The organism is Nocardioides sp. dk884, from assembly GCF_009557055.1.
Classification (GTDB): Bacteria; Actinomycetota; Actinomycetes; order Propionibacteriales; family Nocardioidaceae; genus Nocardioides.
Genome location: NZ_CP045649.1, coordinates 1,135,855 through 1,157,200, shown reverse-complemented (window position 1 = coordinate 1,157,200; position 21,346 = coordinate 1,135,855). Strand labels below are relative to the sequence as shown.

Sequence of the window (21,346 nt, the reverse complement as noted above, 5' to 3'; positions counted from 1 at the left end):
ACGATGACCGAGCCCACCTCGTCCTGCGCGGAGTTCGCCGCGCTCTCGCGTCGCGGGTTCCTGCGCACCGCGGCCCTCGGCGGCGCCGCGCTGAGCACGAGCGCCGCGTTCGGCACCGCCTTCGTCGAGACGTCGTACGCCGCGCCGCGGCCGGCGTCCTCGGTGCTGGTGGTCCTCTCGATGCGCGGCGCCGTGGACGGGATGAGCCTGGTGGTGCCGCACGGCGACCCGGCGTACTACAGCGCGCGGCCGCGGATCGCGATCCCGGCCAGCCAGCTGCTGGTCCGCGACGGGTTCTTCGGCCTGCACCCGGCGATGGCTCCCCTGCTGCCGCTGTGGAGGAGCGGGCGGATGGCGGCGGTCCACGCCACCGGTCTCGCCGTGCCGAACCGCTCGCACTTCTCCGCGATGGAGGCGGTCGAGGACGCCGATCCCGGGTCCTCGGCCCGGGTCGGCTGGCTCAACCGGCTGATCGGCCGCGAGGGCTCACCGCACCCGCTGCGGGCCGTCCAGGTCGGCGCCACGGTGCCGCCGGCGTCGCTCGCCGGGCCGGCGCCGTCGATGGCGCTGTCCGACATCGACGCGGTCCGGCTGGCCGGGCACGACAAGTGGGACACCAAGCACCGACGCCCCGCCTCGATGCGGACCATGTGGTCAGGCGTCGGTGGCCCGCTCGGCACCGCCGCGCGCACGGCGTTCACCGCCGTGGACGACTTCCGGCCGGTGCAGGCGACCAAGGCGGCGCCGACCAACGGCGCCCGCTACCCGCAGGGCGACCTGGGCGAAGCCCTCGCGGCCGCGGCGCGCACGATCCGTGGCGACGTCGGCGCCGAGGTGATCACGATCGACCACGGCGACTGGGACCACCACTCCGGGCTGGGGACGCTGCAGTGGGGCTCGATGCAGGCGATGACCAAGGAGCTCGCGGGCGCGCTCGCGGCGTTCTTCACCGACCTCGGCCCGGCGGCCGCGAAGGTCACGCTGGTGACGATCTCGGAGTTCGGCCGGCGCACCCGGGAGAACGCCTCGTTCGGCCTCGACCACGGGCACGGCAACGCGATGCTGCTGCTGGGCGCCGGGGTCAAGGGCGGCTACTACGGCACCTGGACGCCGCTGCGCAGCGCCACCGACGACGACCTCGCCGTCACGACCGACTACCGCAGCGTGCTCGCCGAGGTGGTGACCCGGCGTCTCGGGGCATCCGCCGCGCGGGTCTTCCCGGGCTTCTCCCCCGAGCCGGTCGGCGCCGTCACGTCGCTGTGAGCCGCCGGATCCGCACCAGCGCCACCGCGACCACCCCGAGGTAGGGCGCTCCCCACCACGGCACGCTCATCTCGACCCGGCACCGCGACGGCCCCCGAGCGAGCACGGCGTGCTCGGTGGCCCGCGCCCCGGCGACCCGCCACGACCAGGCGCGCACCGCGTCGTCCTCGCGCCACTCCTCGACCCGGAACGGCAGCCACATCCCGAGCGCGGTCTGCACCGCGCCGGTGGCACCGGCGCTCAGCAGGTGCGAGCCGTCGTCGAGGCGCGCGCCCCGCACCGTGGGCCCCCAGCGCGGCCAGCAGCGCAGGTCGACCAGCAGCTCCCACGCGCGCTCGGCCGGCGCGTCGACGTCGATGCCCAGCCGCAGCCGCATGCGCCGACCCTACGCACCGCCGGGGCCGGCGCGGCCGGTCAGCGCCGCCAGGTCGCGCCACCACGACAGCCGGTTCGGGCGCCCGTCGTAGTCGCGGCGCTGGTTGGCGCCGCTGGTCCCGGGCAGGACGAAGACCTGCGCCGGGCCGACGTACCAGTCCTGGACGCCGAGGTGCGGACGTCCGCGGCGGCCCAACGCCCGCGACGCCTCATGGGCCACGCCCTTGCTGGTGAACGCCAACCACTCGGGCTGCCACTTCTCCATCTTGGCGACGAGGTCGTCTATCTCGACCCAGCGCGGGTCCCAGTGCCCGGCGAGGTCGGTGAGGCCGAAGCCGAGCTCAGCGACCAGGTGGTCCTCCTCGGGACGCAACCGCCGCGGTGAGAGCCCGCTGAGGTGCAGCGACTCCCAGAAGCTGTTGCCCGGTGACTCGTAGTAGTGGTCGCGCAGCTTCGTCGACTCCGCCCCGGCGAGGCCGCAGAAGACGACCACCGGGTCGGGACCGACGATGTCGGGAAGGATCTCCACGCCCCCACTCTGCGGGGCGGAGCCAAGCCCGGCCGGTCCGTCCGGTCAGAGGTCGAACGCCCCCGGCGCGAGACTGCGCAGCACGCAGAACTCGTTGCCCTCCGGGTCGGCCATCACGACCCACGACTCCGCCCCGGTCTGACCCACGTCGGCCGGTCGTGCACCCAGTTGCTCGAGCCTCGCGACCTCCGCCGCCTGAGTGCCGTCGATCGGCGAGAGGTCGAGGTGCAGGCGGTTCTTGGCCGCCTTCCCCTCGGGCACGCGCGCCAGGAAGATCGACGGCGCCAGGGGTCCACGCCGTACCGCGTCGAGGAGCTCGGCGTCCGGGCCGCGGGTCGGGCCGATCTCGACCAGGTCGTCGGTGGCGTCGAGGACGCCGTACCCGAGCGCCGCGCACCAGAACTGCGCGAGTCGGGCCGGGTCGGCGCAGTCGATGTTGATCTCGGTGAGTCGGGAGGTCATGCCTCCCGACTCTCCTGGGTCAGCGGCTCTTTGGCCAGGCCGAACCCGCCGCGTCATCCGAGCTCGTCGAGACCCTCACGTCCGCCGGGCGAACCGGATATCGCCGTTCGGCATCTGCTGGTGCAGATAGCGCTCGTCGTGGATCAGATGGTGGTGATGGCTACACAACAGCATCCCGTTGTCGAGATCGGTCTTTCCACCCGCCGACCACGGCTTCGAATGGTGCGCCTCGCACCACGTCGCGGGAATCGTGCAGCCGTGCGCCCGACATTCCTTATCCCGAATGGCCAACGCCTTTCGCTGACCCGGACTGAAAAGACGGGACGCGCGCCCCAGATCGAGGGGAACCGAACGAGTCCCCAGCACCGCCGGCACAAGATTGGCCCTGCAGGCCAGCCGCCGCACCTCGCCTGCGGTGATCCGTGACCCGTCGGCCAGCGTCGCCGACCCGAGTCCTTCGACCAGGGCATTCAGGTCGATCGTGATCACGAGCGTGGTGGCGTCGCCGCCGTGCAGCGGGAGCCGGGACGGATCGAGAGACTCCAACACGGAGCAGAACGCCTCCCCCAACCGCCGTTCGTACGGCACCCGGCGACCGTCGTCCGCGGCCTTGTCCTCGGCTGCTTTGCGTGGGTTCGTGAACGACTCCAGCAGGGTGGTCAGCCGCAACGCCACGCTCTCGGGCACCCGCGCCTTGATCAGCGCGGTGCCGTCACCGAGTCCCTGCACCTTCAGCGTCGTACGTCGCCGCGCCGCCCGCTCCGCATCCCGCAACCGACGCTCCTCGAGCTCATCGACCCACTGCGGCGCCACCACCTCGAGGATCCGCTCGCCCAGCCGCTGCAAGGCACGCGGCCCGAAGTCGGCCGCCTGCTCGACCAGGTAGGCCTCGGCACGGACGAGCACCTCGCGCCATTCGTCGGCGGTTGCCTCCACCAGCCGGCCCGCGCAGCAGACCTCGTCCAACGCCGCCACGACCACGTGTCCCTGGTCGATGCTCATCCCGCCCTCGACCAGCGCCGCTCCGACCCGGTGCCAGCGCTGCTCGCACGCGACGCCGAGTCGCTGCCCCCGCCGCGCCGAGGCGCCCGACACCTGCAAGCGCTGCGCCACCCACGACGCCACGTCACGGAACCCCTCCGCGTCCGCCACGTCGTCAGCGCACGCCATCACCCGCGCCTCGACCGCCCGCACCCGCGACGACGCCCGCGCGATCAGCAGGAGGACCTCCCGCTTGTCGATCAACGACAAGAACGTCGGATCCAGCTTCACGAGCTCATCGAGATCGACACCCAGGCGCTCGACACCGGCGACATAGGGATGAACCAGATCGGTCATCGCCGCCTCCGAGATCAGGGCCGGACAGGTGCTGCCATTGCTCTAATCGTACTCCTGTTCGAAACGCATCGGAAGGGGTGCGGGCGTATTGTCAGGAATGTTGGTCGGCCCGAGCAACGACTCCACCGACGAGAGGATCGCCCATGAACAGCATGACGCCCTACCTGTGCGTGAGGGACGCGCGAGCCGCGATGGACTGGTACGCCGGCGTCCTGGGCGCCCACGTGGCCGACGGCCCGATCGTCATGGACGACGGCCGCGTCGGACATGTGGAGCTCGACGCGGGCGGAGCGCGGTGGATGATGGCCGACCCGTTCCCGGACCTCGGGGTCGAGGCGCCGGACCCGGCCGGCGCCACGTCAGTGACGCTGCACCTCGGCGTGCCCGATGTCGACGCCCTGGTCGCCAGGGCGCTCGACGCCGGCGCCAGGATGGACCGCTCCCCCGAGGACGGACCGTGTGGCCGGGTCGCCGTCTTCCGCGACCCGTTCGACCACCGGTGGATGCTCAACGGCCCGAGCCGCACCTAGGGCGCAGGCCCGACCTCGCCCCCTCGCGAGGACGACCAACATGACGCGTTCGCGCCGACGGCAGCACTGCCACGCCGTAGTGTCAGCGCCGACGTCGAATGTCGAGCGCACGGTCGGGAGCATCATGAGAGTCACCACCACGCGCGTGGTCCCGCTGCCCCCTGAGCGAGCGTGGAGCCTGCTGTGCGACTCCCGGCTCCAACTGCGCCCCCTCTGCCCGATCTTCTTCCTCGGCACGCCCCGCCCACACGAATGCGCGCTGCCCTCAGGCGAGGGCGCCGTCGGCGCGGAGCGCGAGTGCCGCTCGGAACAGGGCACCGTCCACCAGCGCATCACAGTCTGGGAGCCGCCCTGCCGACTGCGCTTCCACATGGAGTCGACCAGCCTCGGCTTCGGGCGGTACCTCGACCAACTCACCGACGAGTTCACCCTGACCCCGCATCCGGCAGGCACGGTGATCAGCCGCACGACGACCGTGCGAGCGCGGGGATGGCTCAAGCCGGTGCGGTACGCCATGGTCTTCGTCGGCCTCAAGTCGGTGCACCGGTTCGTCTTCCGCAACTGGCAGACCTCCCCCCCGCCGCCTCTGCGCTCCGGGACTAGCCCAACAGGTCCGACCAACCCGTCGACTCGATAGTCCGACAGCCGCCGCGCACGCACCTCGTCGGCGACCCAGGAACTTCTCTGGTTCGAAGTTCTTGTCAAAGTGACACCATCCGGTTATTGTCGTACTGACATCAACCGCAGGAGGTCACGATGCCCACCACGATCGCCGCCCCGGCCGCCCGCCGGACCCTCGACGTCCGCCCCACCGCCAGCACTGTCAGCACCACCAGCACCGCCCTGCTCACCGACCAGTACGAGCTGACGATGCTGCGCGCGGCCATCGCCGACGGGACCGCGCAGCGCTACTGCGTCTTCGAGGCCTTCGCCCGCCACCTGCCGCGCGGTCGCCGCTACGGCGTCGTCGCCGGGCTCGACCGGATCCTGGAGGCAGTGGAGTCGTTCACCTTCTCCCCCGACCAGGTGCTCTCGCTGCTCGAGCGCGAGGTCATCGACATCCCCACCGCGAGGTGGCTCGCCGGGTACCGCTTCACCGGCACCATCCACGCCTACCCCGAGGGCGAGCTCTACGTCGGCGGGTCCCCGGTCCTGCGCGTCGAGGGCAGCTTCGGCGAGTGCGTGGTGCTGGAGACGCTGATCCTCTCGATCCTCAACCACGACGTCGCGATCGCCTCGGCGGCCTCGCGCATGGTCACCGCCGCCGGCGGCCGCACGCTGCTGGAGATGGGCTCGCGCCGCACCCACGAGGAGGCCGCCGTGGCCGCGGCCCGGGCGGCGTACGTCGCGGGGTTCGACGCGACCAGCAACCTGCAGGCCTGCTACCGGTACGGCGTCCCGGCCGTCGGCACCAGCGCCCACGCGTTCACCCTCGCCCACGACACCGAGGTCGAGGCGTTCGCCGCCCAGGTGGCCACGCTCGGGCCGTCGACCACGCTGCTGGTCGACACCTACGACATCGAGCAGGGCATCCGCAACGCGGTCGCGGTGGCCGGTCCCGGGCTGGGCGGGGTGCGCATCGACTCCGGCGACCTCGGGGCCGAGGCCGTGCGCGCCCGCCGCCTGCTCGACGAGCTGGGCGCAGGCGGCGCAAAGGTCGTGGTCACCGGCGACCTGGACGAGTACCGCATCGCCGACCTCGCCCAGGCCCCCGTCGACGTCTACGGCGTCGGCACCCGCCTGGTCACCGGCTCGGGACACCCCACCGCCTCGATGGTCTACAAGCTGGTCGCCATCTCCCCCGACGAGACCGACCGCGACCTGCGCCCGGTCGCCAAGAACGCCCCCGGCAAGGCCTCGGTCGGCGGCCGCAAGAGCGCCCGCCGCCTGCTCGACCAGAACGGCCTCGCCATCGCCGAGGAGGTCGTCCCCGAGGACGCCGTCCGCCCGGGGACCGGCCAGCGCCCCGGCCGCGACCTGCAGGTGCTGGCCTACGCCGACGGCGTACGCGTGCACCGCCCGACCCTCGAGCAGAGCCGCGCCCTGCACCGCCGGGCGCTGGCCGAGCTCGACCCGACCGCACGCGACCTCGCCGACGGCCCCGCCGCCTTCGGTGCCTGACTCAGACCAGACCCTCCGAGAGGACACCACCACCATGAGCACCGCACTTCTCATCGTCGACGTCCAGCCCACCTTCTGCGAGGGCGGCGAGCTGCCCGTGGCGGGCGGCAACGCCGTGGCCGAGGCGGTCGCCGCCCACGTCCGTGCCAGCCGCGCCGGCTACGACGTCCTCGTCACCACCCAGGACCGCCACGTCGACCCCGGCGCCCACTTCTCCGACGCCCCCGACTTCGTCGACAGCTGGCCGGCCCACGGCGTGGCCGGCACCGCGAACGCCGAGATCCACCCGGCCACGGCCGCGGCGCTGGCGGCGGTCGGCGGCGCGGACCTCACGATCTTCAAGGGTGCGTACGCCGCGGCGTACTCCGGCTTCGACGGCACCGACGAGGCCGGCACCCCGCTCGCCGACCTGCTGCGCGAGCGCGGCGTGGACACCGTGGACGTGTGCGGCATCGCCGAGAGCCACTGCGTGAAGGAGACCGTGCTCGACGCACTGAAGGCCGGGCTGCGCACCCGCCTGCTGGTCGACCTGACCGTCCCGGTGACCGCCGAGCTCGGCGCCGCTGCCCGCACCGAGATGCTCGCCGCGGGTGCCGAGGAGCTGCGCACCGGTCTCGGCCTGGACCGCTGAGCGACTCCTGACCTGGGCACCATGTGCACTGACGGCCCACCACCCGACCCGAGGAACCCGATGCCCCCGACCGATCGCCTGCCCGCCTACGTCCCCGAGAGCGAGGAGGAAGCGGCGTACCTGCGCTCCTACGACCCCTCGTCGTACCCGAGCACGTTCACCACCGTCGACATCATCGTCCTCACCATCCGCAACGGCGAGCTCTGCGTGCCGCTCGTGAAGCGCAAGGGGTTCCCCTACCGCGGCAAGTGGGCGCTGCCCGGCGGCTTCGTGGAGCCGGAGGAGACGCTGTACGACGCCGCGCTGCGCGAGCTGCAGGAGGAGACGGGGATGACCAGCCCGCGCGGTCACCTCGAGCAGCTGCAGACCTACGGCGACCCGCACCGCGACCCGCGGGCCAGGATCATCTCGGTGGCCTACCTCGCGATGATCCCCGGCCTGGAGACGCCGCGGTTCGGTTCCGACGCGGAGGACGCACGCTTCTGGGCGGTGCGCGACCTGGTCGAGGAGCAGGTCCCGCTGGCCTTCGACCACGCCCGGATCCTCGCCGACGCCCTCGAGCGGGCCGCCGCCAAGCTGGAGTACACGACGCTGGCGACCGCGTTCTGCGAGCCGACGTTCACCCGGGGCGACCTGCGCCGCGTCTACGACATCGTCTGGGACACCAAGCTCCCGGCGCCGAACTTCCACCGCAAGGTCTCCAAGTCGCCGGGCTTCGTCGAGGAGCTCCCCGACAAGCGCCCGTCCGGACCCTCCGGCGGCGCCCCGAGCGCGCTGCTGCGCGCGGGCGGCGCGACCACGCTGCACCCGCCGATCCTGCGGCCCTACCGCGGCCGGCTCTACGAGGGCCGCCTCGACCCCGGGACGCTCGTGCGCACCGACCCCAGCACCGACGCCAGCACCGACACCAGCACCACCCCTGCCGAGACCGAGGAGCAGTCATGAGCGCCCTGCAGCACGAGATCATCGAGGCCCTCCGGGTCGTCGGGTCCATCGACCCGCACGCCGAGGCCGAGCGGCGCATCGGGTTCCTGGCCGACTACCTGACCCGGTCCGGTGCGGCCGGCTATGTGCTGGGGATCAGCGGCGGGGTGGACTCGACGGTGGCCGGCAAGCTCGCCCAGGAGGCATGCACGCGCACCGGCGCCCGCTTCACCGCGGTGCGGCTGCCCTACCACTCCCAGCGCGACGAGGCCGACGCCCAGGCCGCGCTGAGGTTCATCTCCCCCGACCGCACGGTCACCGTCGACATCGGCGCCTCGGTCGATGCGATGCAGGCCGCCGTCACGGCGGGCATCGAGGGTGTCCTGGCGCCGGTGACCCGGGCCGCGGAGGACTTCAACCGGGGCAACGTCAAGGCCCGCGCCCGGATGATCGCCCAGTACGCCGTGGGCGCGCACGCCTCCTCCCTCGTGGTCGGCACCGACCACGCCGCGGAGGCGGTGATGGGGTTCTTCACCAAGCACGGCGACGGCGCCTGCGACATCGCTCCGCTGACCGGGCTGACCAAGTCCCAGGTGCGCCAGGTCGCCGCCGCCCTGGGCGCCCCTGCGGAGCTGGTCGAGAAGACGCCGACCGCCGACCTCGAGGACGACCGACCCGGGCTCCCGGACGAGGAGGCCTACGGCATCACCTACGGCCAGATCGACGCCTACCTCACCGGCGAGGACGTCGGGGAGGACGTGGCCGGGATCATCGAGTCCGCCTACGAGCGCACACGCCACAAGCGCGAGCTTCCTGCGGCGCCCTGACCGTCCCGCTCCCGCCGGACGGCGGTGAGGTTTTCTCGGGGGCCCGCCCGGGCACGGACCACTCATCCCACCACGCGAGCAGCGGCACGGCCGCAGAGCCAGGGGGTTCCGATGGGCCTTCGCTACAACCCGCCCCCGAACTGGCCGCGCCCACCGGCCGGCTGGGCGCCGCCGCCGGGCTGGCGCCCCGATCCCGCGTGGGGACCCGCCCCGCCCGGCTGGCGGCTGTGGGTGCCGGACCCCGCGGCGTACCCACGCCCAGCTGGGCCGGCGCCCGGCTGGAGGCCGGCGATGGCGGCCGGCAACAGCGGCACCACGATGGTCGCGGTGGCCGCGGCGTCGTGTGGCCTGGCCGGGTTCGTGCCCCCGCTCTGGGCGGCCCGACAACGCCCGGACGACGCACCGTTCCGCAAACGGATGTTCCTCACCGCGGGCGCCCTCGCCGCGCTGGAGCTCACCGGCATCGTGCTGACCTCGACGGCGGACGTGGACGAGCACCAGACCCCCACGGGGCTCGCCGCCGACCTCGGCGCGATCGCGCTGCTCATCAACCTGGTGCTCGCGGTCACCGTCGCGGTGCTGGTGCGCAACACCCAGCCCCGCGCAGCGCTCCCCGGTGTCGCGGAGGAGCTGGCGCGACGCCAGCTGCGCGAGGAGTACCGCGAGCTCGCGCGGCGCGACCCGTCCCTGGCTCGCACGCTGCGGGTCGGGCGTCCGGACCTGCCGCGCGACCTCGACGACGGCGGGCTGCTGGACCTCAACGCCATCCCCACCGACCACCTCGGACCGCTCGCCGGACTGTCGGCCGCCGAGGTGGCCAGCGTCGCCGACGCGCGCCAGCAGCTGGGCCGGTTCACCAGCCTCACCGAGCTCGTCCTCTATGCCGACCTCTCCGAGGCCACCGCGAGCGTGCTGGGCGAGCGCGCGGTCTTCATCTGACGGCGCCCGCCGGCTCAGCGCTTCCTGCGGACCGGCTCGGCCACGACCACCTTGTACTTCGTGTAGTGGAAGTGCCCGTTGGCGTAGCGGACCCGGTCGGTGCAGCTGATCAGCACGAGCCGGTGGGCGCCGGTGGTCTGGAAGAACCGGTGCGGCAGCTTGCGGGTGCGGGGGTACGTCGACGTGCCGGTCACCCGGTAGCGGTAGGTCGTGCCGGCCTGGGTGACGGTGACCGCCTGGCCGCGCTGGGCGCGACGCAGGCCCCACATGGCGCCCGGGCGGTCGCTGCGGTCCGAGACGTGCCCGGCGATGACCGAGGTGCCGATCTTGTCGCCGTACCCCGCGGACTTGCGCAGCCAGCTGGTGACGTCGACGTCGCCGGGAAGCCTCATCTCCCCGCGGGCGATCGTCGTGGGGATGACCGTGGCGTCCAGGCCGAAGCCCGGGCCCCGCACCACTGTCGGGGCACGACGCTCCGCGCCGAGACCCGGGAGGACGCCGGCGAACCCGCCGTTGACCACCGGGACGTCGTACGACGGCTTCGCGACGGTCGTCGTCTCCGAGGCGAGCCCGCAGCGGCTGGTCGCGGCGGTGTTGGCCGCGGTCGCCCGCGTCGTCACCCGCCAGGTGTAGACGCCCGGCTCGTTGATCCGCACCGACGCGGTGCGGCTCCAGCCGGCACTCGCCCGCCACCTGACCGTGCGCACCAGCTTGCCCGGCCCGCAGGTGGCGGCCGCCCGCGAGGTGAACGGCCCGTAGAGGCGGGCGGTCGCCGGGACCGACGTGCCCCGCGCGAGCCCGGTCAGGCGGACCCGGTCGTGGAAGGCCTCCCCGGGCTTGACCCGCGTGTCGGAGGTCCGGGTCGAGATCTCCGGCTCGGCGGGCGGGTTGATCGTGACCACGGCGTCGTCGGGAGCGGACGTCGTGGGCTCACCGAGGGGATCGTTGCCGGTGGCCCGCGCGGTGTTGCGCAGGCGGCGCGCGGACAGGTCAGCCGCGCGCACGACGTAGACGCTGGTGCAGGTGACGCTCGCCCCGGGAGCCAGGCTGTTGGCCCCCGGCGGGCAGGTCGGCGTCGGCAGGTTGCCGGCGCCGGTGAACCGGCCCTCCACGACCGCGACGGCGCTGAGGGCGACATCGCCGGTGTTGGTGATGCGGAACCGGTAGGTCACCCGCTGCCCGGCCGCGGAGACGGTGCGGGGACGCGCGGTCTTCGCAATCGTGAGCGCGGGATCCTCGTCGCCGTTGACGGTGGCAGAGTCGGAGTTGTTGGTCGGGTCGGGGTCGTAGGGGAGCCCGTCGGACCGGTCGGAGTCCGCGGTGTTGGTCAGCGCACCGGTCTGGGCGACGCGGGCCACGATCTGCAGCTCCGCCTGGGGATCGGTGGCGGGCAGGTCGGCCGGGTCGAGGTCGCCGATGGTCCACACCCCCGTGTCGGGGTCGTAGTCCCCCACCGTCGCGGTGCTGCTGACGTAGGTGAGCCCGGCAGGCAGGAGGTCGTCGACGGTGACGGCTTCGGCCGCGTCCGGGCCGAGGTTGCGAACGCCGACGGTGAAGGTGACGGTCTCGCCGACCACGGCGGTGGGGTCGTCGACGGTCTTCTCGACGGCGATGTCGGCAGCCGGGACGAACAGCTCGGCGTTGTCGGTGTTGTTGCTCGGGTCCGGGTCGTCGACCCGGGACTCCTGGATCGCGACCAGGTTGCGGTAGTTCCCCGACGCGTCGGCACTGATGAGGACGGACACCTCCAGCGTCGCCGTTGCCCCTGCCTCGAGCCGCGGGATGGTCCAGATGCGGTTCGCCTCGTCGAAGGTCCCGTTGTCGGTGGTGTGCCCGGTGATGTTGGCCTGGATGAGCGCGGGGTCCTCGGTGACCGTGTCGTCGGTGGCGTTGGGGCCGTTGTTGGTGATCGTGATCGTGTAGACGACCGTGTCCCCCGGCTGGGCGACCGGCTGGTCGACGGTCTTGGTGATCGCCAGGTCGGCGAGCTCCACGAACGTCGCGGTGGCCGAGGCGGAGTTGTTGGTCTCATCGACGTCGCGCTGGTCGAGGGTGCTCAGGCCGACGGTGTTGCTGCGCTGCCCGACGACGGTCCCGGTGGCCCGGATCGTGAGGGTGGCGCTCGCCCCGACGGCCAGCGAGTCGATGCTCCACGAGCCGGTCTCCGGGTCGAAGGTGCCGTCGCCGGTGGACGAGACGTACGTCAGCCCCTCCTCCAGGACGTCGTCGAAGACCACGTTGGTGGCCGCCGTCGCGGGTGCCCCCGCGACGGCGTTGTTGGTCGCGGTGACCGTGAACACCACGTCCTCGTCCAGCGGGACGGCCGAGACGTCATCGTCGCCGTCGGGACGGGCGACGTCCTTGGTGACGGCCACGTCGACCGCCGGTCCCAGGGTGGTGACCGTGGCCGAGGACTCGTTGTCGGCCGGGGTGGGGTCGTCCAGCAGCGGCGCGGCCACGGTGACGACGTTGACCTTGGTGCCCTCGGTGTCGAGCCGCGCGGTGATGGCCAGCGTGGCGCTCGCCCCGGAGGCCAGCGTGCCGACGTCCCAGCGCCCGCCAGGGAGGTCGACGGTGCCCTGCGAGGGGGTGCTGTCGAGGATCGTGATCCCCTCCGGGCCGGTGTCGGTGACGAAGACGTCGCGCACGGTGTCGGGTCCCCGGTTGAGGACGGTGACCGTGTAGGTGACGGTGTCGCCGACGACGGTCTCCTCGTCGGAGACACCCTTGACGATGGCGAGGTCGGCGATGGGGGTGCGTACGTCGACGCTCGCCGACGCGGAGTCGTTGGCGCTGTTGATGTCGGTCGGTGACACGCTGGCGATGCTGACGGCGTTGGTGAAGGTGCCCGGGGCGGTGGTGTCGAGGACGAAGTCGAACGTCGCGGACGCCCCGACGGCGAGGGCGCCGATCGTCCAGATGCCGGTGGCCGGGTTGTACGTACCGGTGCCGCCGGAGTCCCCGGGCCGGTAGGTCAGCCCCGGGGGCAGCTCCTCGGTCACCGTGATGCCGGTGCCGGGACGCGGCCCGAGGTTGGTGACGGTCACCCGGAACGTCACCGGCTCCCCCGCCGCGACCTGCGCGGACCCGATGACCTCCTTCGTCACCGCCAGGTCGAGGGACGCGGGGTTCAGGGTCACGGTCGCGCTGTTGTTGGCGGCATTCGTGTCCAGCTGGTCCAGCCTGGTCAGGCTCGCGGTGTTGGAGACCACCCCGTTGGTGTCGACCCGGGCGGTGATCGTGAGGGTCACGGCGTTGCCGACGGCCAGGTTCGGGATCGACCAGGCGCCGGTGCCGGCGGCGTACGTCGACGGTTGAGGACCGGCCGTGCTCGAGCTCAGCAGCGCCAGGCGCCCCTCGGGCAGCAGGTCGGTGATGACGACGTCGGTGGCGATCGCCGGTCCGTTGTTGGTCGCGGTGACGGTGAAGGTGACCGTGTCGCCGACCGCCGGCTCGGGGTCGTCGACGGTCTTGGTGACCGCGATGTCGGTGTTGACCCCGATGCTGGCCTGCGCCTCGGGCGACTCGACCTCCTGCCCGACGGGGGTCTCGCCCCTCGCGACGGCGGTGTTGACGATGCTCCCCGACGGATCTGCCTGCCTGGTGTCGACGGTGTAGGTGCCCGTGCAGGTCGTCGAGGCGCCGGGCGCGAGCACGTTGGCCTCGCACACGAGCGCCGCGGAGGAGACGCGGTCGTCGGTGACGGCGATGTTGGTGATCGTCGAGCCGCCGGTGTTGGTCACGGTGTAGAGGTACTCGACCTCCTGGCCCGCCTCGTACGGCCCCGGGGTCTGCACCTCCTTGTCCAGGTCGAGGCTCGAGACGAGCGGCACGGTGACCGTGGCCTCCGGGGAGGTGACCGGGTCGCCCGCGGGATTCTGCGCGTTGGCCGTGGCGACGTTGACGACCTCCCCGGCCTCGACGTCGGCGGCGGTGACCGTGTAGGTGCCCCGGCACACGGTGGTCGACCCGGCCGCTGGCGCTGGGACCAGGGTGGTGGCGTCGCAGGTGATCGGGCCGGTGATGGTGTCGTCGGCGATCGCCAGGGTCGACAGGGGCTCCTGCCCGGCGTTGGTGACGGTGTACTGGTAGGGGATGACGGTCCCGGCGGTGATCACGGCCGGCAGCGCCCCGGCGCTGCGGTCGACCTGCTTCTCCAGCTGCAGCTGCGCGAGCGGGTTGACCGAACGCACGACCGCGTTGCGGATCAGGTGGACGTCGGTCTGGCCGCCGGTGGAGCCCGAGAGCCCGAACTTGTAGGTGCTCGGCAGGTCGGCCGGTGCCGGGATGTCGAGCTCGGTGATCCACGGGCTGTTGGGGTTGCTGGGGTTGTAGCGGACCTGGACGATGATCCGCGGGTCGGGTGCCGGGGTGACGGTGATGTTCACCTGGCGCCAGGACGCCGCGAGGGTGCGGGCGCGCAGGGTCCCGTCGCCGCCGTTGAGGGTCGTGCCGGGATCGTCCGGGTCTGCCGGGTTCTCCGGGGTGGTCGAGGCGAGGTAGCAGTAGCCGGTCGCACCGTCCCCGGGTCCGCGCACGGTGATCACGTTCGGGGCCACGGCGCCTTCTGCCGTCGAGGGCGAGCGCTCGCTCTCGGGGCAGCCGCGGCCCCGCCCCTCGCCGTCGTCGTAGTAGTTGCCGAAGGCGTCCAGGCCGACGCCGAGCACGCCGCCCGCGACGCCTGGCTCCGTGACGTCGTCGATGATGCGCTGGGCGTAGCCCAGGCTCCCGCCCGGCGCACCGGTCTCGGTCAGGTCGGTGGAGCCGTCGACGAGGAAGAACCCGATGCCGTCGGCGCCGGTGCCGCCGTACTGGAACTGGTCGAAGGTGATGGTCACGCCGGCGGTCGCCGGGATCGGGCTGTTGTACAGCACGCTTCCGGCTCGCTGGGTGGTCGTGTCGGTGAGCTGCAGGTAGCCGGGGGTGACGCCGAGGCCTGGCACGGGGCCGGTGCGGTGCCTCGCGCAGGTGGGGATCTGGGCCGCGCCCGCCGGCGGCGCGGTGAGGGCCCCGGTCAGGCAGGTGTCGCCCTGCACCGTCCACGCCGGGTCCGCCACCGAGCGGCCGGTGAACGTCTCGTCGACGATCGTGGTCCCACCCGTCGGTGGGTCAGCGGCCGCCGGGGCCAGGCTCGCGCCGGTGACCACAGCAAGCGTGGCGACTGTCATCGCCCACGCGATCCACAGAGCGGTAAGTCGTCGAATCCTGGCCACGGCGTCCTCCGAGTGATCGACGAACCGTCCCTCCACTGTGACCCTGGTCACGGATATCCACAACCCGTACCGCGTACCTCATCCGCGCGCCACCCGTCGAACGGTCCGCGTCGCGCGGCCCACGTCGCCCGGCCTACCGCGCCATCGCCTCGTCCCGCGGGATCGGGCCGACCCCGGTACGACGCCCGGGGGCGACGGCGGCATGACGCTGCCCGGGCCCCGGCCCCCGTCGAGCGGCGAGTGCGTCGGCGACCAGGCCCGTGGCGAACCCGTAGACGGCCTTGTGGACGAGGTCGAGGACCAGCTCCGACCGCGGCCAGGTCTGAGGTGGCGCGCCCACGCCGGTCGCGTTCTCCAGGATCTGGTCGTTCGTCAGGCGCACCACTGTGAACTTCGCCGACGCCACCGGTCCACGCAGCCCGACGTGCGCCATCAGCGACCGCAGGGGCCCCAGGGCGATCCCCTGGCCGAAGTGCATCAACAGGTTCATGCCTCGCAGCGAGGGCCCGTGGTGGTCCTGGGCGCCGAGCACGCGTTCCAGCACCCGGGCCGGGACATGGGAGTCCGGTCGTCCGGTGAGCCGTTGCTCCACCACCTCGCCGACCGTCATCGCGACCATCCCGGCCGCGCCCGAGACAACACCCTCGACCAGCACTCGTGTCAGCATGCCGACAAGTACCCACTCCCGAGACGACCTGGACCCTTCGTCGTCACCGGTGGCGGCGCCCCCGCGGAGGTGCTGACCGGCGCTCAGGCCGTCCGCGCCTCGGCGCCGCGTCCCTCGTGGCGACAGCTCACCAGCAGCCCGACGACGAGACCGTCCTCGATCAGTGACGCGATGGTCCGCTGCTGCTCGTCGGCCCGGACCCATCGCGGGTCCTCGCCGTGCACCCGCTCGACCTCCACCTCGACGGCATCGGCTGCTCGTTGCCAGTCCTCGGGCGTGCCGGGAAGGTCGTCCAGCGGCGCCTCCTCGAGCACGCTCAGCGCGCACGCGTCGAGGTCCGCGACGAGCTCGGCACGGCTCGGGAACCAGTTGCCCTCCGGCTGGTCGGGGAGCTGGTCGACGGCCCGGGTGTAGACCAGCAGCCCGACCGCGCCGCCGCTGCGGACGACCCGCGCGAGCTCGCGCAGGTAGCTGCGCTTGTCCTCCAGGGTGCACAGCACGCCCAGCGACCACGCGGCGTCGAACGTGTCGGCGCCGAACGGCAGCCGCGCCCCGTCGGCCACCACCACCGGGCTCCCGAAGAGCCGACCCGCCGCCCGGCAGGCGCCGACCATCGGCTCGGCGAGCACCGGCCGGGTACCGCGGGTGCGGGCGAGGTACGCCGTGGGCCCGCCGACCCCCGCCCCGGAGTCCAGCAGGCGGGTGCCGGCGTCCACCCCCATCGCGTCGGCCAGCCAGTCCAGGGCGGCGGGACTCCCGCTGCCGCGGCAGGCGGCGGGCAGGGCGTGGTCGGGGCCCAACGCCTCGACCGCGTCCGCGGTCCACGCCGCCACCGTGTCGAACTCGTCGACCATCGGGTCACGCTCGCTCATCGTCCCTCCCGGATCCGCTCGCCGATCTCCGCCTTCACCCGTGCGCCGGCCAGCTCGCCCTCGCCGGAGGCGAGGCCGGAGAGGTTCACCCCGACCACCCCCTCGACCGCGAGCAGCGCCCGGGCCTCGGCCACCGCCGCCTCGATCCCGGCCTCGCGCACGTCGGGTGCTCCGAGCACCGCCTCGACGCGGTCATCCTCGAGGTGCAGGCCGGGGAAGCGCTGCAGGACGCGGGCCGAACGCTCGTCGGTGTAGACGGCGACGGCGGCGATCACCGGGATGGTCACCCCGAGCGCCCGGGCGGCCGCGACGAAGTCCGCCACCTCACGCGGCGTGGCCACGTGATTGAGCACCCCGAGGTGCGCGCCGGCGCGTTGCTTCTGCAGCAGCCGGGCCGGGCGGAGCGCCCGCGGTACGGCGGCCGGCGCCTCGGGGACCGCGACGGCGTGGCCGCGCTCGCGCGCCAGCGCGGCGAGTCGGGTGCCGTCGAGGTCGAAGACCTGGCTCACCCCGGAGCGCACGCCGGGCGCGCGCACGTCGCCGGTCACGCACAGCACGCCGTCGACGCCGGTCAGGGCGAGGCCGGCCAGCTCCTGCTCCAGCACCACCCGGTTGCGGTCCCGGCAGGTCAGGGTCACCCAGGGCGTCCCACCCGCCTGCGCGACCAGCGTGGACATCAGCGCCGGTGGGAAGTCGGGACGGCTCTGGTGCTCCCCCACCAGGACCGCGTCGCACGACCCGCACAGCACGTCGACGACCGCGGCCAGGCCCGCCGAGTCGTACGCCGGGGTGGTGAGGTCGCTCAGCACGACGGGGCCGGACCGGGCCGCGTCCAGCAACCGGCTGGGCGGGCTGGACCGGCCCGGTGGCGCCGTCTCGGCAGGCCAGCGCACCACCTCGGCCGGGGGTTGCGCGAAGGGGCACGGGCGCCGGTCGAGCTCGCAGGAGGCGTCGTCGCGGACGCCTCCGCACGGCCCGAACGTCATCCGCTTCGGGCACCCCTGTTCACCGGACACGCAGCCTCGGTGTCCCCGGCACCGCCGCCACATGCGTGCCGATGTCTGCGACAGTGGCGCCATGGCCGAGCACGGACCTTGTGCGAACGGGCCGCCGGGGGCTGCGGACCTGCGGACCGCCGCCGGCCTGCTGGCGCTGCGGGCGCTGCCGGGCGTCGGCGACCAGCGCGCCATCCGCCTCGCCGCGGTCTTCGGCACCGCGGAGGCCTTCAACGCCGCGTCACCGCAGGAGCGGCGATCGGCGGCCGGGATCGCTGCGGACCAGCAGGTCCGGATCGTGCCCGTGGACGACGACGGGTCGGTGCGGCTGCTGGGCTACTTCGACGCGGGGTACCCCGCCGCGCTGCGGGACATCGAGGACCCGCCGGCGGTGCTGTGGGCCCGCGGCTCGCTGCCCGATCCCGCCCGACGGATCGCCGTGGTCGGCACCCGCGCGGCGACCGCGTGGGGCGTCCGGACGGCCGAGGGCATCGCGGCCGCGGCAGCGCACACCGGCGTGAGCGTCGTCTCCGGCCTCGCACTCGGTATCGACATCGCGGCCCACCGCGCCGTGCTGCGCGCCGAGGGCCACACGACCGCCGTCCTGGGGTCCGGCATCGACCGGATCTTCCCCGAGGAGCACCGGGCCGACGCCGAACGCATCCTCGAGGCCGGCGGCTGCCTGCTCAGCGAGCAGGTCCCGGGGACGCCTGCCAGCACCCGCTCGCTCCTCGCGCGCGACCGTCTCCAGTCCGGGCTCTGCCCCGCGACGGTGCTCGTCCAGTGCGGGCCGGCGTCGGGGGCGATGGCGACGGCTCGCTTCACCGTCGAGCAGGGCCGGATCCTCGCGATCCCCGCCGTACCGGACGGGCCAGAGCGCCGCGAGGAGGAGAACGCCGGCAGCCTCGCGCTCCTGGCCGGCCACCCGGCCCCGCGCATGCTGTCCTCGGGTCGTGACCTCGCCGACCTGCTGGACGCCATCTCCTAGACGGCGGCCGCGACGCCTCAGGCGGCCGGACCCTCCACCGCGTCGGTCGTCGGCAGATGAAGCTGACCCGGCCTCAGTTGTGCGGAGGCTGCTGAGTCGTCGGGTTGCCGGACGGGGCGCCGTGGGTGGGCGCGGTGCCGGGTGCCTGCGGCGGGGTTCCCGGCTGGGTCTGGATGCTCTTGGCCAGAGATCCCGCCTTGGCGGAGAGCTCCTTGACGTCCAGCGCCCCGATCGCTGCGGACACGACGAGCGCAGCCAGGAACGCGAACACGAGCAGCAGGAAGGTGGCGGCGACACCGGACGGACCGGCGTACATCGACCCGTCGAACTCGCCGCTCTCGAAGTAGAGCACGCCCACGTCGATCGGGTCCTCACTCACGTCCGCCTCAACGCGCGCGCCGGCGTGCACGGCGCTCAGGCGCACCAGAAGGGGGATGAACACCAGGAAGGAGCCCACCCACACCAGTTGGTTGCGCACCACGTTCGGGCGCGACTTCGTGGCTCGAGCGACCAGGAACGCGCCGATGAGCAGCCACACAGGCATGACACCGACAGCGATCCACAGCCCCGGTTCGTCACCTTCACCGGTCCACCAGGTGAGGCGGTGCATCTCGCTGAACCGCTCGATGCCCGACTCGCCACCGCCGGAGTAGGAGGCGCTGCCGTTCGATCCGAGGGGCACACCGGCGCCGAGCCCGATCAGGCCGAAACCGAGATTGGCCAGGTAGGCGATACCGAGCCCGGTCAGCGTCATCCACTCATCCGAGGTCAGCTCGGAGGTTTCCATCCCGTCGCCGAACAGCAAGATGACCGCGAGGCACAGCGCGCCGGCGATCGGCAGCAACGCGATCAGGCCGGTGAACGCGGCGAGGGGGACGGCGACCCAGTCGTGGACCAGCTGCAGCTTCGGGTGCAGCCAGTCACGACGCATCACGCACGACAGAGTCAGCACGAAGGCGACCATGACGATCGGCATGAACAACGAACCGGCGACCGAGGTGCCCCAGCTGATGAGGTAGTCGCTGTCGTCAGCCTCGAGGTCCCCCAGGCCGGCCCCGAGGGCGTCGTTGTCGCCACGGAAGATCAGGGCGACGAACGCCGCGCCGATGCCGGTGATGATCGCGGCACGCAGCGCGTCGCCTGCGGCAACGGCCGCGCTGGTGTACGTCGCGGTGATGCGTCGGAACACGAACACGGCGACGCCGAGGGAGGCCAAGGTGATCGTCAGCGGGAACGCCCCGACATAACCGAGGGCGTCCAGGTCCAGGTCGCCGGTCGGAGAGACCAGCAGGTCGGCACCGAACGCCGCCGTCATCAGCGTCGCGGTGAGCGTGAGGGTGTTGTCGAGCCCGAACCCTTCAGGCTTGATCAGCAGCGCCAGGATCACGGAGAAAACCCCGGCCACCGCGAGCGTGGCGGCGGCGACGACTCCTGCGCCAATCCAGTTCCCCACGAGGAGACGTCGAAGGTACTGCTGGGCGTCGAAGGTCACGGCCCCCTCACCCGCCGCGGCGGGTCGCGCCTGCGGGGCCGCGGGCGGGGCAGCCGGCGGAGGCGGAGACGTCGGCTGAGCGGTCGTCGGCGTGGCGCTGAGGGCCTGGGTGATCGTGGCGCCGCAGTTGCTGCAGACCAACGCCCCCTCAGCCAGTTGGTGGCCGCAGTTGCTGCAGAAGTTCACGTCGAGGGTCCTTTGATTAAGTCCGAATGCCGGGGGGACCTTACGCACAAACCCCGGACATGCGCGGGAAAATGTTCGGTTGGGTTGACGGGCGCATCGACGGCGCACCCGGTCGACGGCGCACCGGTCGATGGCGACGTCCGACCGGGCAGCCGGACGGTCACTGTTGATGAAAGACCGATCGCCCGGGCCCGCCGACTGGCAGCATGTGCCCGTCTGCGAGATGAGGCTGTCGAACGGGGTGGAGCCGAGTTGCTGACTGTTTCGGGTCTCGGCTTCGCCTACGGGCGCCGCCGTCCTCGTCGAGTGTTCGAGAACCTCGAGTGGGCAGTGGCGCCTGGACAGACCACCCTGTTGCTGGGACCCAACGGGGCCGGAAAGTCGACGCTGCTGAAGCTCTTGAGTGGCTTCGAACGGCCGCAGCGGGGATCAGTCGCCCTGGACGGCGTCACCACCCGGCGGGCGCTCTACGAGGGCGTGGGCTGGATGCCCCAGGACGTCCAGCCTGCGCGTGGCTTGAACGTCCTCGAGCAGATCGAGTACGTCGCGTGGCTGGCGGGCGCGAACCCACGCGACGCGCGAAGCAGGGCCCGCGAGGCGCTCGGCGCCGTCGACCTGGAGGAGAAGGTGGCGGAGCGCGCCGACCGTCTCTCGGGCGGGCAACTGCGACGGCTGGGGCTCGCCCAGGCACTCGTCCGACAGGCGCCCGTGCTCCTGCTCGACGAGCCGACCGTGGGACTCGACCCGGCCCAGGCGCTGAACTTTCGCGCTCTGATGCGGAACCTGAAGGCCCCCGGTGGCGTGGTCATCTCCACTCACCAGGTCGACGACCTGGCCGCCGACGTGGACCGGGTCGTGGTGCTCAACGACGGAACGATCCGGTTCGACGGCACCGTCGAGCAGTTCCGTGCGCTCGGGACCGACGCAGCATCCTCGATGGCCGAGATCTTCATGCAGCTCATCGGAGGAGGCCGACATTGAGGCCCTTCGCTGC

Annotated in this window: 19 protein-coding genes and 1 pseudogene; 10 read left to right on the top strand and 10 right to left on the bottom strand. The window is 72.8% G+C overall.

Features of this window, described 5'->3' with window-relative positions:
* Positions 1-3: 3 nt before the first annotated feature.
* Positions 4-1,263, top strand: a complete 1,260-nt coding sequence (locus GFH29_RS05655; RefSeq protein ID WP_153322436.1) for a DUF1501 domain-containing protein — start codon at positions 4-6, stop codon at positions 1,261-1,263.
* On the opposite strand, the gene GFH29_RS05650 is transcribed toward GFH29_RS05655, so the two are convergent.
* From GFH29_RS05650 to GFH29_RS05635, 4 genes are all read right to left on the bottom strand, one after another.
* On the bottom strand, positions 1,250-1,639 hold the full coding sequence (locus GFH29_RS05650) for an SRPBCC family protein (RefSeq protein ID WP_153322435.1): 390 nt from the start codon (positions 1,637-1,639) through the stop codon (positions 1,250-1,252). The two genes, GFH29_RS05655 and GFH29_RS05650, sit on opposite strands and share 14 nt — an antisense overlap.
* A gap of 9 nt (positions 1,640-1,648) precedes the next feature.
* Entirely contained in the window at positions 1,649-2,167 is a 519-nt protein-coding gene (locus tag GFH29_RS05645) for a mismatch-specific DNA-glycosylase (RefSeq protein WP_153322434.1), read from the bottom strand.
* A 45-nt stretch (positions 2,168-2,212) separates the two neighbouring features.
* Positions 2,213-2,629, bottom strand: coding sequence for a VOC family protein (locus GFH29_RS05640; protein WP_153322433.1), 417 nt, complete (start codon positions 2,627-2,629; stop codon positions 2,213-2,215).
* A gap of 75 nt (positions 2,630-2,704) precedes the next feature.
* Positions 2,705-3,967, bottom strand: coding sequence for an HNH endonuclease signature motif containing protein (locus GFH29_RS05635; RefSeq protein WP_153322432.1), 1,263 nt, complete (start codon positions 3,965-3,967; stop codon positions 2,705-2,707).
* A gap of 143 nt (positions 3,968-4,110) precedes the next feature.
* On the opposite strand from GFH29_RS05635, the gene GFH29_RS05630 reads away from it, so the two are divergent.
* From GFH29_RS05630 to GFH29_RS05600, 7 genes are all read left to right on the top strand, one after another.
* Positions 4,111-4,497: a VOC family protein gene (locus GFH29_RS05630; protein WP_153322431.1), complete on the top strand. Its 387-nt coding sequence runs from the start codon at positions 4,111-4,113 to the stop codon at positions 4,495-4,497.
* A gap of 124 nt (positions 4,498-4,621) precedes the next feature.
* Complete coding sequence (locus GFH29_RS05625) at positions 4,622-5,134, top strand: SRPBCC family protein (protein WP_194289018.1); 513 nt, start codon at positions 4,622-4,624, stop codon at positions 5,132-5,134.
* A 119-nt stretch (positions 5,135-5,253) separates the two neighbouring features.
* Positions 5,254-6,618, top strand: coding sequence for a nicotinate phosphoribosyltransferase (locus GFH29_RS05620; RefSeq protein WP_153322429.1), 1,365 nt, complete (start codon positions 5,254-5,256; stop codon positions 6,616-6,618).
* Between the two features lie 34 nt (positions 6,619-6,652).
* Positions 6,653-7,249: an isochorismatase family protein gene (locus GFH29_RS05615; protein WP_153322428.1), complete on the top strand. Its 597-nt coding sequence runs from the start codon at positions 6,653-6,655 to the stop codon at positions 7,247-7,249.
* A 60-nt stretch (positions 7,250-7,309) separates the two neighbouring features.
* Entirely contained in the window at positions 7,310-8,194 is an 885-nt protein-coding gene (locus tag GFH29_RS05610; RefSeq protein WP_228387784.1) for an NUDIX hydrolase, read from the top strand.
* Entirely contained in the window at positions 8,191-9,000 is an 810-nt protein-coding gene (nadE, locus tag GFH29_RS05605) for an ammonia-dependent NAD(+) synthetase (RefSeq protein ID WP_153322427.1), read from the top strand. Before GFH29_RS05610 ends, nadE begins: the two co-directional genes overlap by 4 nt.
* A 111-nt stretch (positions 9,001-9,111) precedes the next feature.
* Positions 9,112-9,939: a hypothetical protein gene (locus GFH29_RS05600; protein WP_153322426.1), complete on the top strand. Its 828-nt coding sequence runs from the start codon at positions 9,112-9,114 to the stop codon at positions 9,937-9,939.
* A 14-nt stretch (positions 9,940-9,953) separates the two neighbouring features.
* Here the strand turns inward: GFH29_RS05600 and GFH29_RS05595 are convergent, their stop codons facing one another.
* From GFH29_RS05595 to GFH29_RS05580, 4 genes are all read right to left on the bottom strand, one after another.
* A complete protein-coding gene (locus GFH29_RS05595) occupies positions 9,954-15,107 on the bottom strand; it encodes a lectin-like domain-containing protein (RefSeq protein ID WP_153322425.1) in 5,154 nt (1,717 codons plus the stop codon).
* 178 nt (positions 15,108-15,285) lie between these two features.
* On the bottom strand, positions 15,286-15,819 hold the full coding sequence (locus GFH29_RS05590) for a hypothetical protein (protein WP_153322424.1): 534 nt from the start codon (positions 15,817-15,819) through the stop codon (positions 15,286-15,288).
* An 83-nt stretch (positions 15,820-15,902) separates the two neighbouring features.
* Positions 15,903-16,691, bottom strand: a complete 789-nt coding sequence (locus tag GFH29_RS05585; protein ID WP_153322423.1) for a class I SAM-dependent methyltransferase — start codon at positions 16,689-16,691, stop codon at positions 15,903-15,905.
* Entirely contained in the window at positions 16,688-17,677 is a 990-nt protein-coding gene (locus GFH29_RS05580) for a methylenetetrahydrofolate reductase (protein WP_228387783.1), read from the bottom strand. The genes GFH29_RS05585 and GFH29_RS05580 overlap by 4 nt, the downstream gene beginning before the upstream one ends.
* A 91-nt stretch (positions 17,678-17,768) precedes the next feature.
* On the opposite strand from GFH29_RS05580, the gene GFH29_RS05575 reads away from it, so the two are divergent.
* Positions 17,769-18,674: a DNA-processing protein DprA gene (locus GFH29_RS05575; protein WP_194289020.1), complete on the top strand. Its 906-nt coding sequence runs from the start codon at positions 17,769-17,771 to the stop codon at positions 18,672-18,674.
* A gap of 73 nt (positions 18,675-18,747) precedes the next feature.
* On the opposite strand, the gene GFH29_RS20445 is transcribed toward GFH29_RS05575, so the two are convergent.
* Both GFH29_RS20445 and GFH29_RS20895 read right to left on the bottom strand, forming a co-directional pair.
* Positions 18,748-20,166, bottom strand: coding sequence for a hypothetical protein (locus tag GFH29_RS20445; RefSeq protein ID WP_228387782.1), 1,419 nt, complete (start codon positions 20,164-20,166; stop codon positions 18,748-18,750).
* A 120-nt stretch (positions 20,167-20,286) separates the two neighbouring features.
* A pseudogene (locus tag GFH29_RS20895) lies at positions 20,287-20,352 on the bottom strand (zinc-ribbon domain-containing protein); the annotation flags it as partial.
* A 306-nt stretch (positions 20,353-20,658) separates the two neighbouring features.
* On the opposite strand from GFH29_RS20895, the gene GFH29_RS20440 reads away from it, so the two are divergent.
* A complete protein-coding gene (locus GFH29_RS20440) occupies positions 20,659-21,333 on the top strand; it encodes an ABC transporter ATP-binding protein (protein WP_194289022.1) in 675 nt (224 codons plus the stop codon).
* Positions 21,334-21,346: the final 13 nt, after the last annotated feature.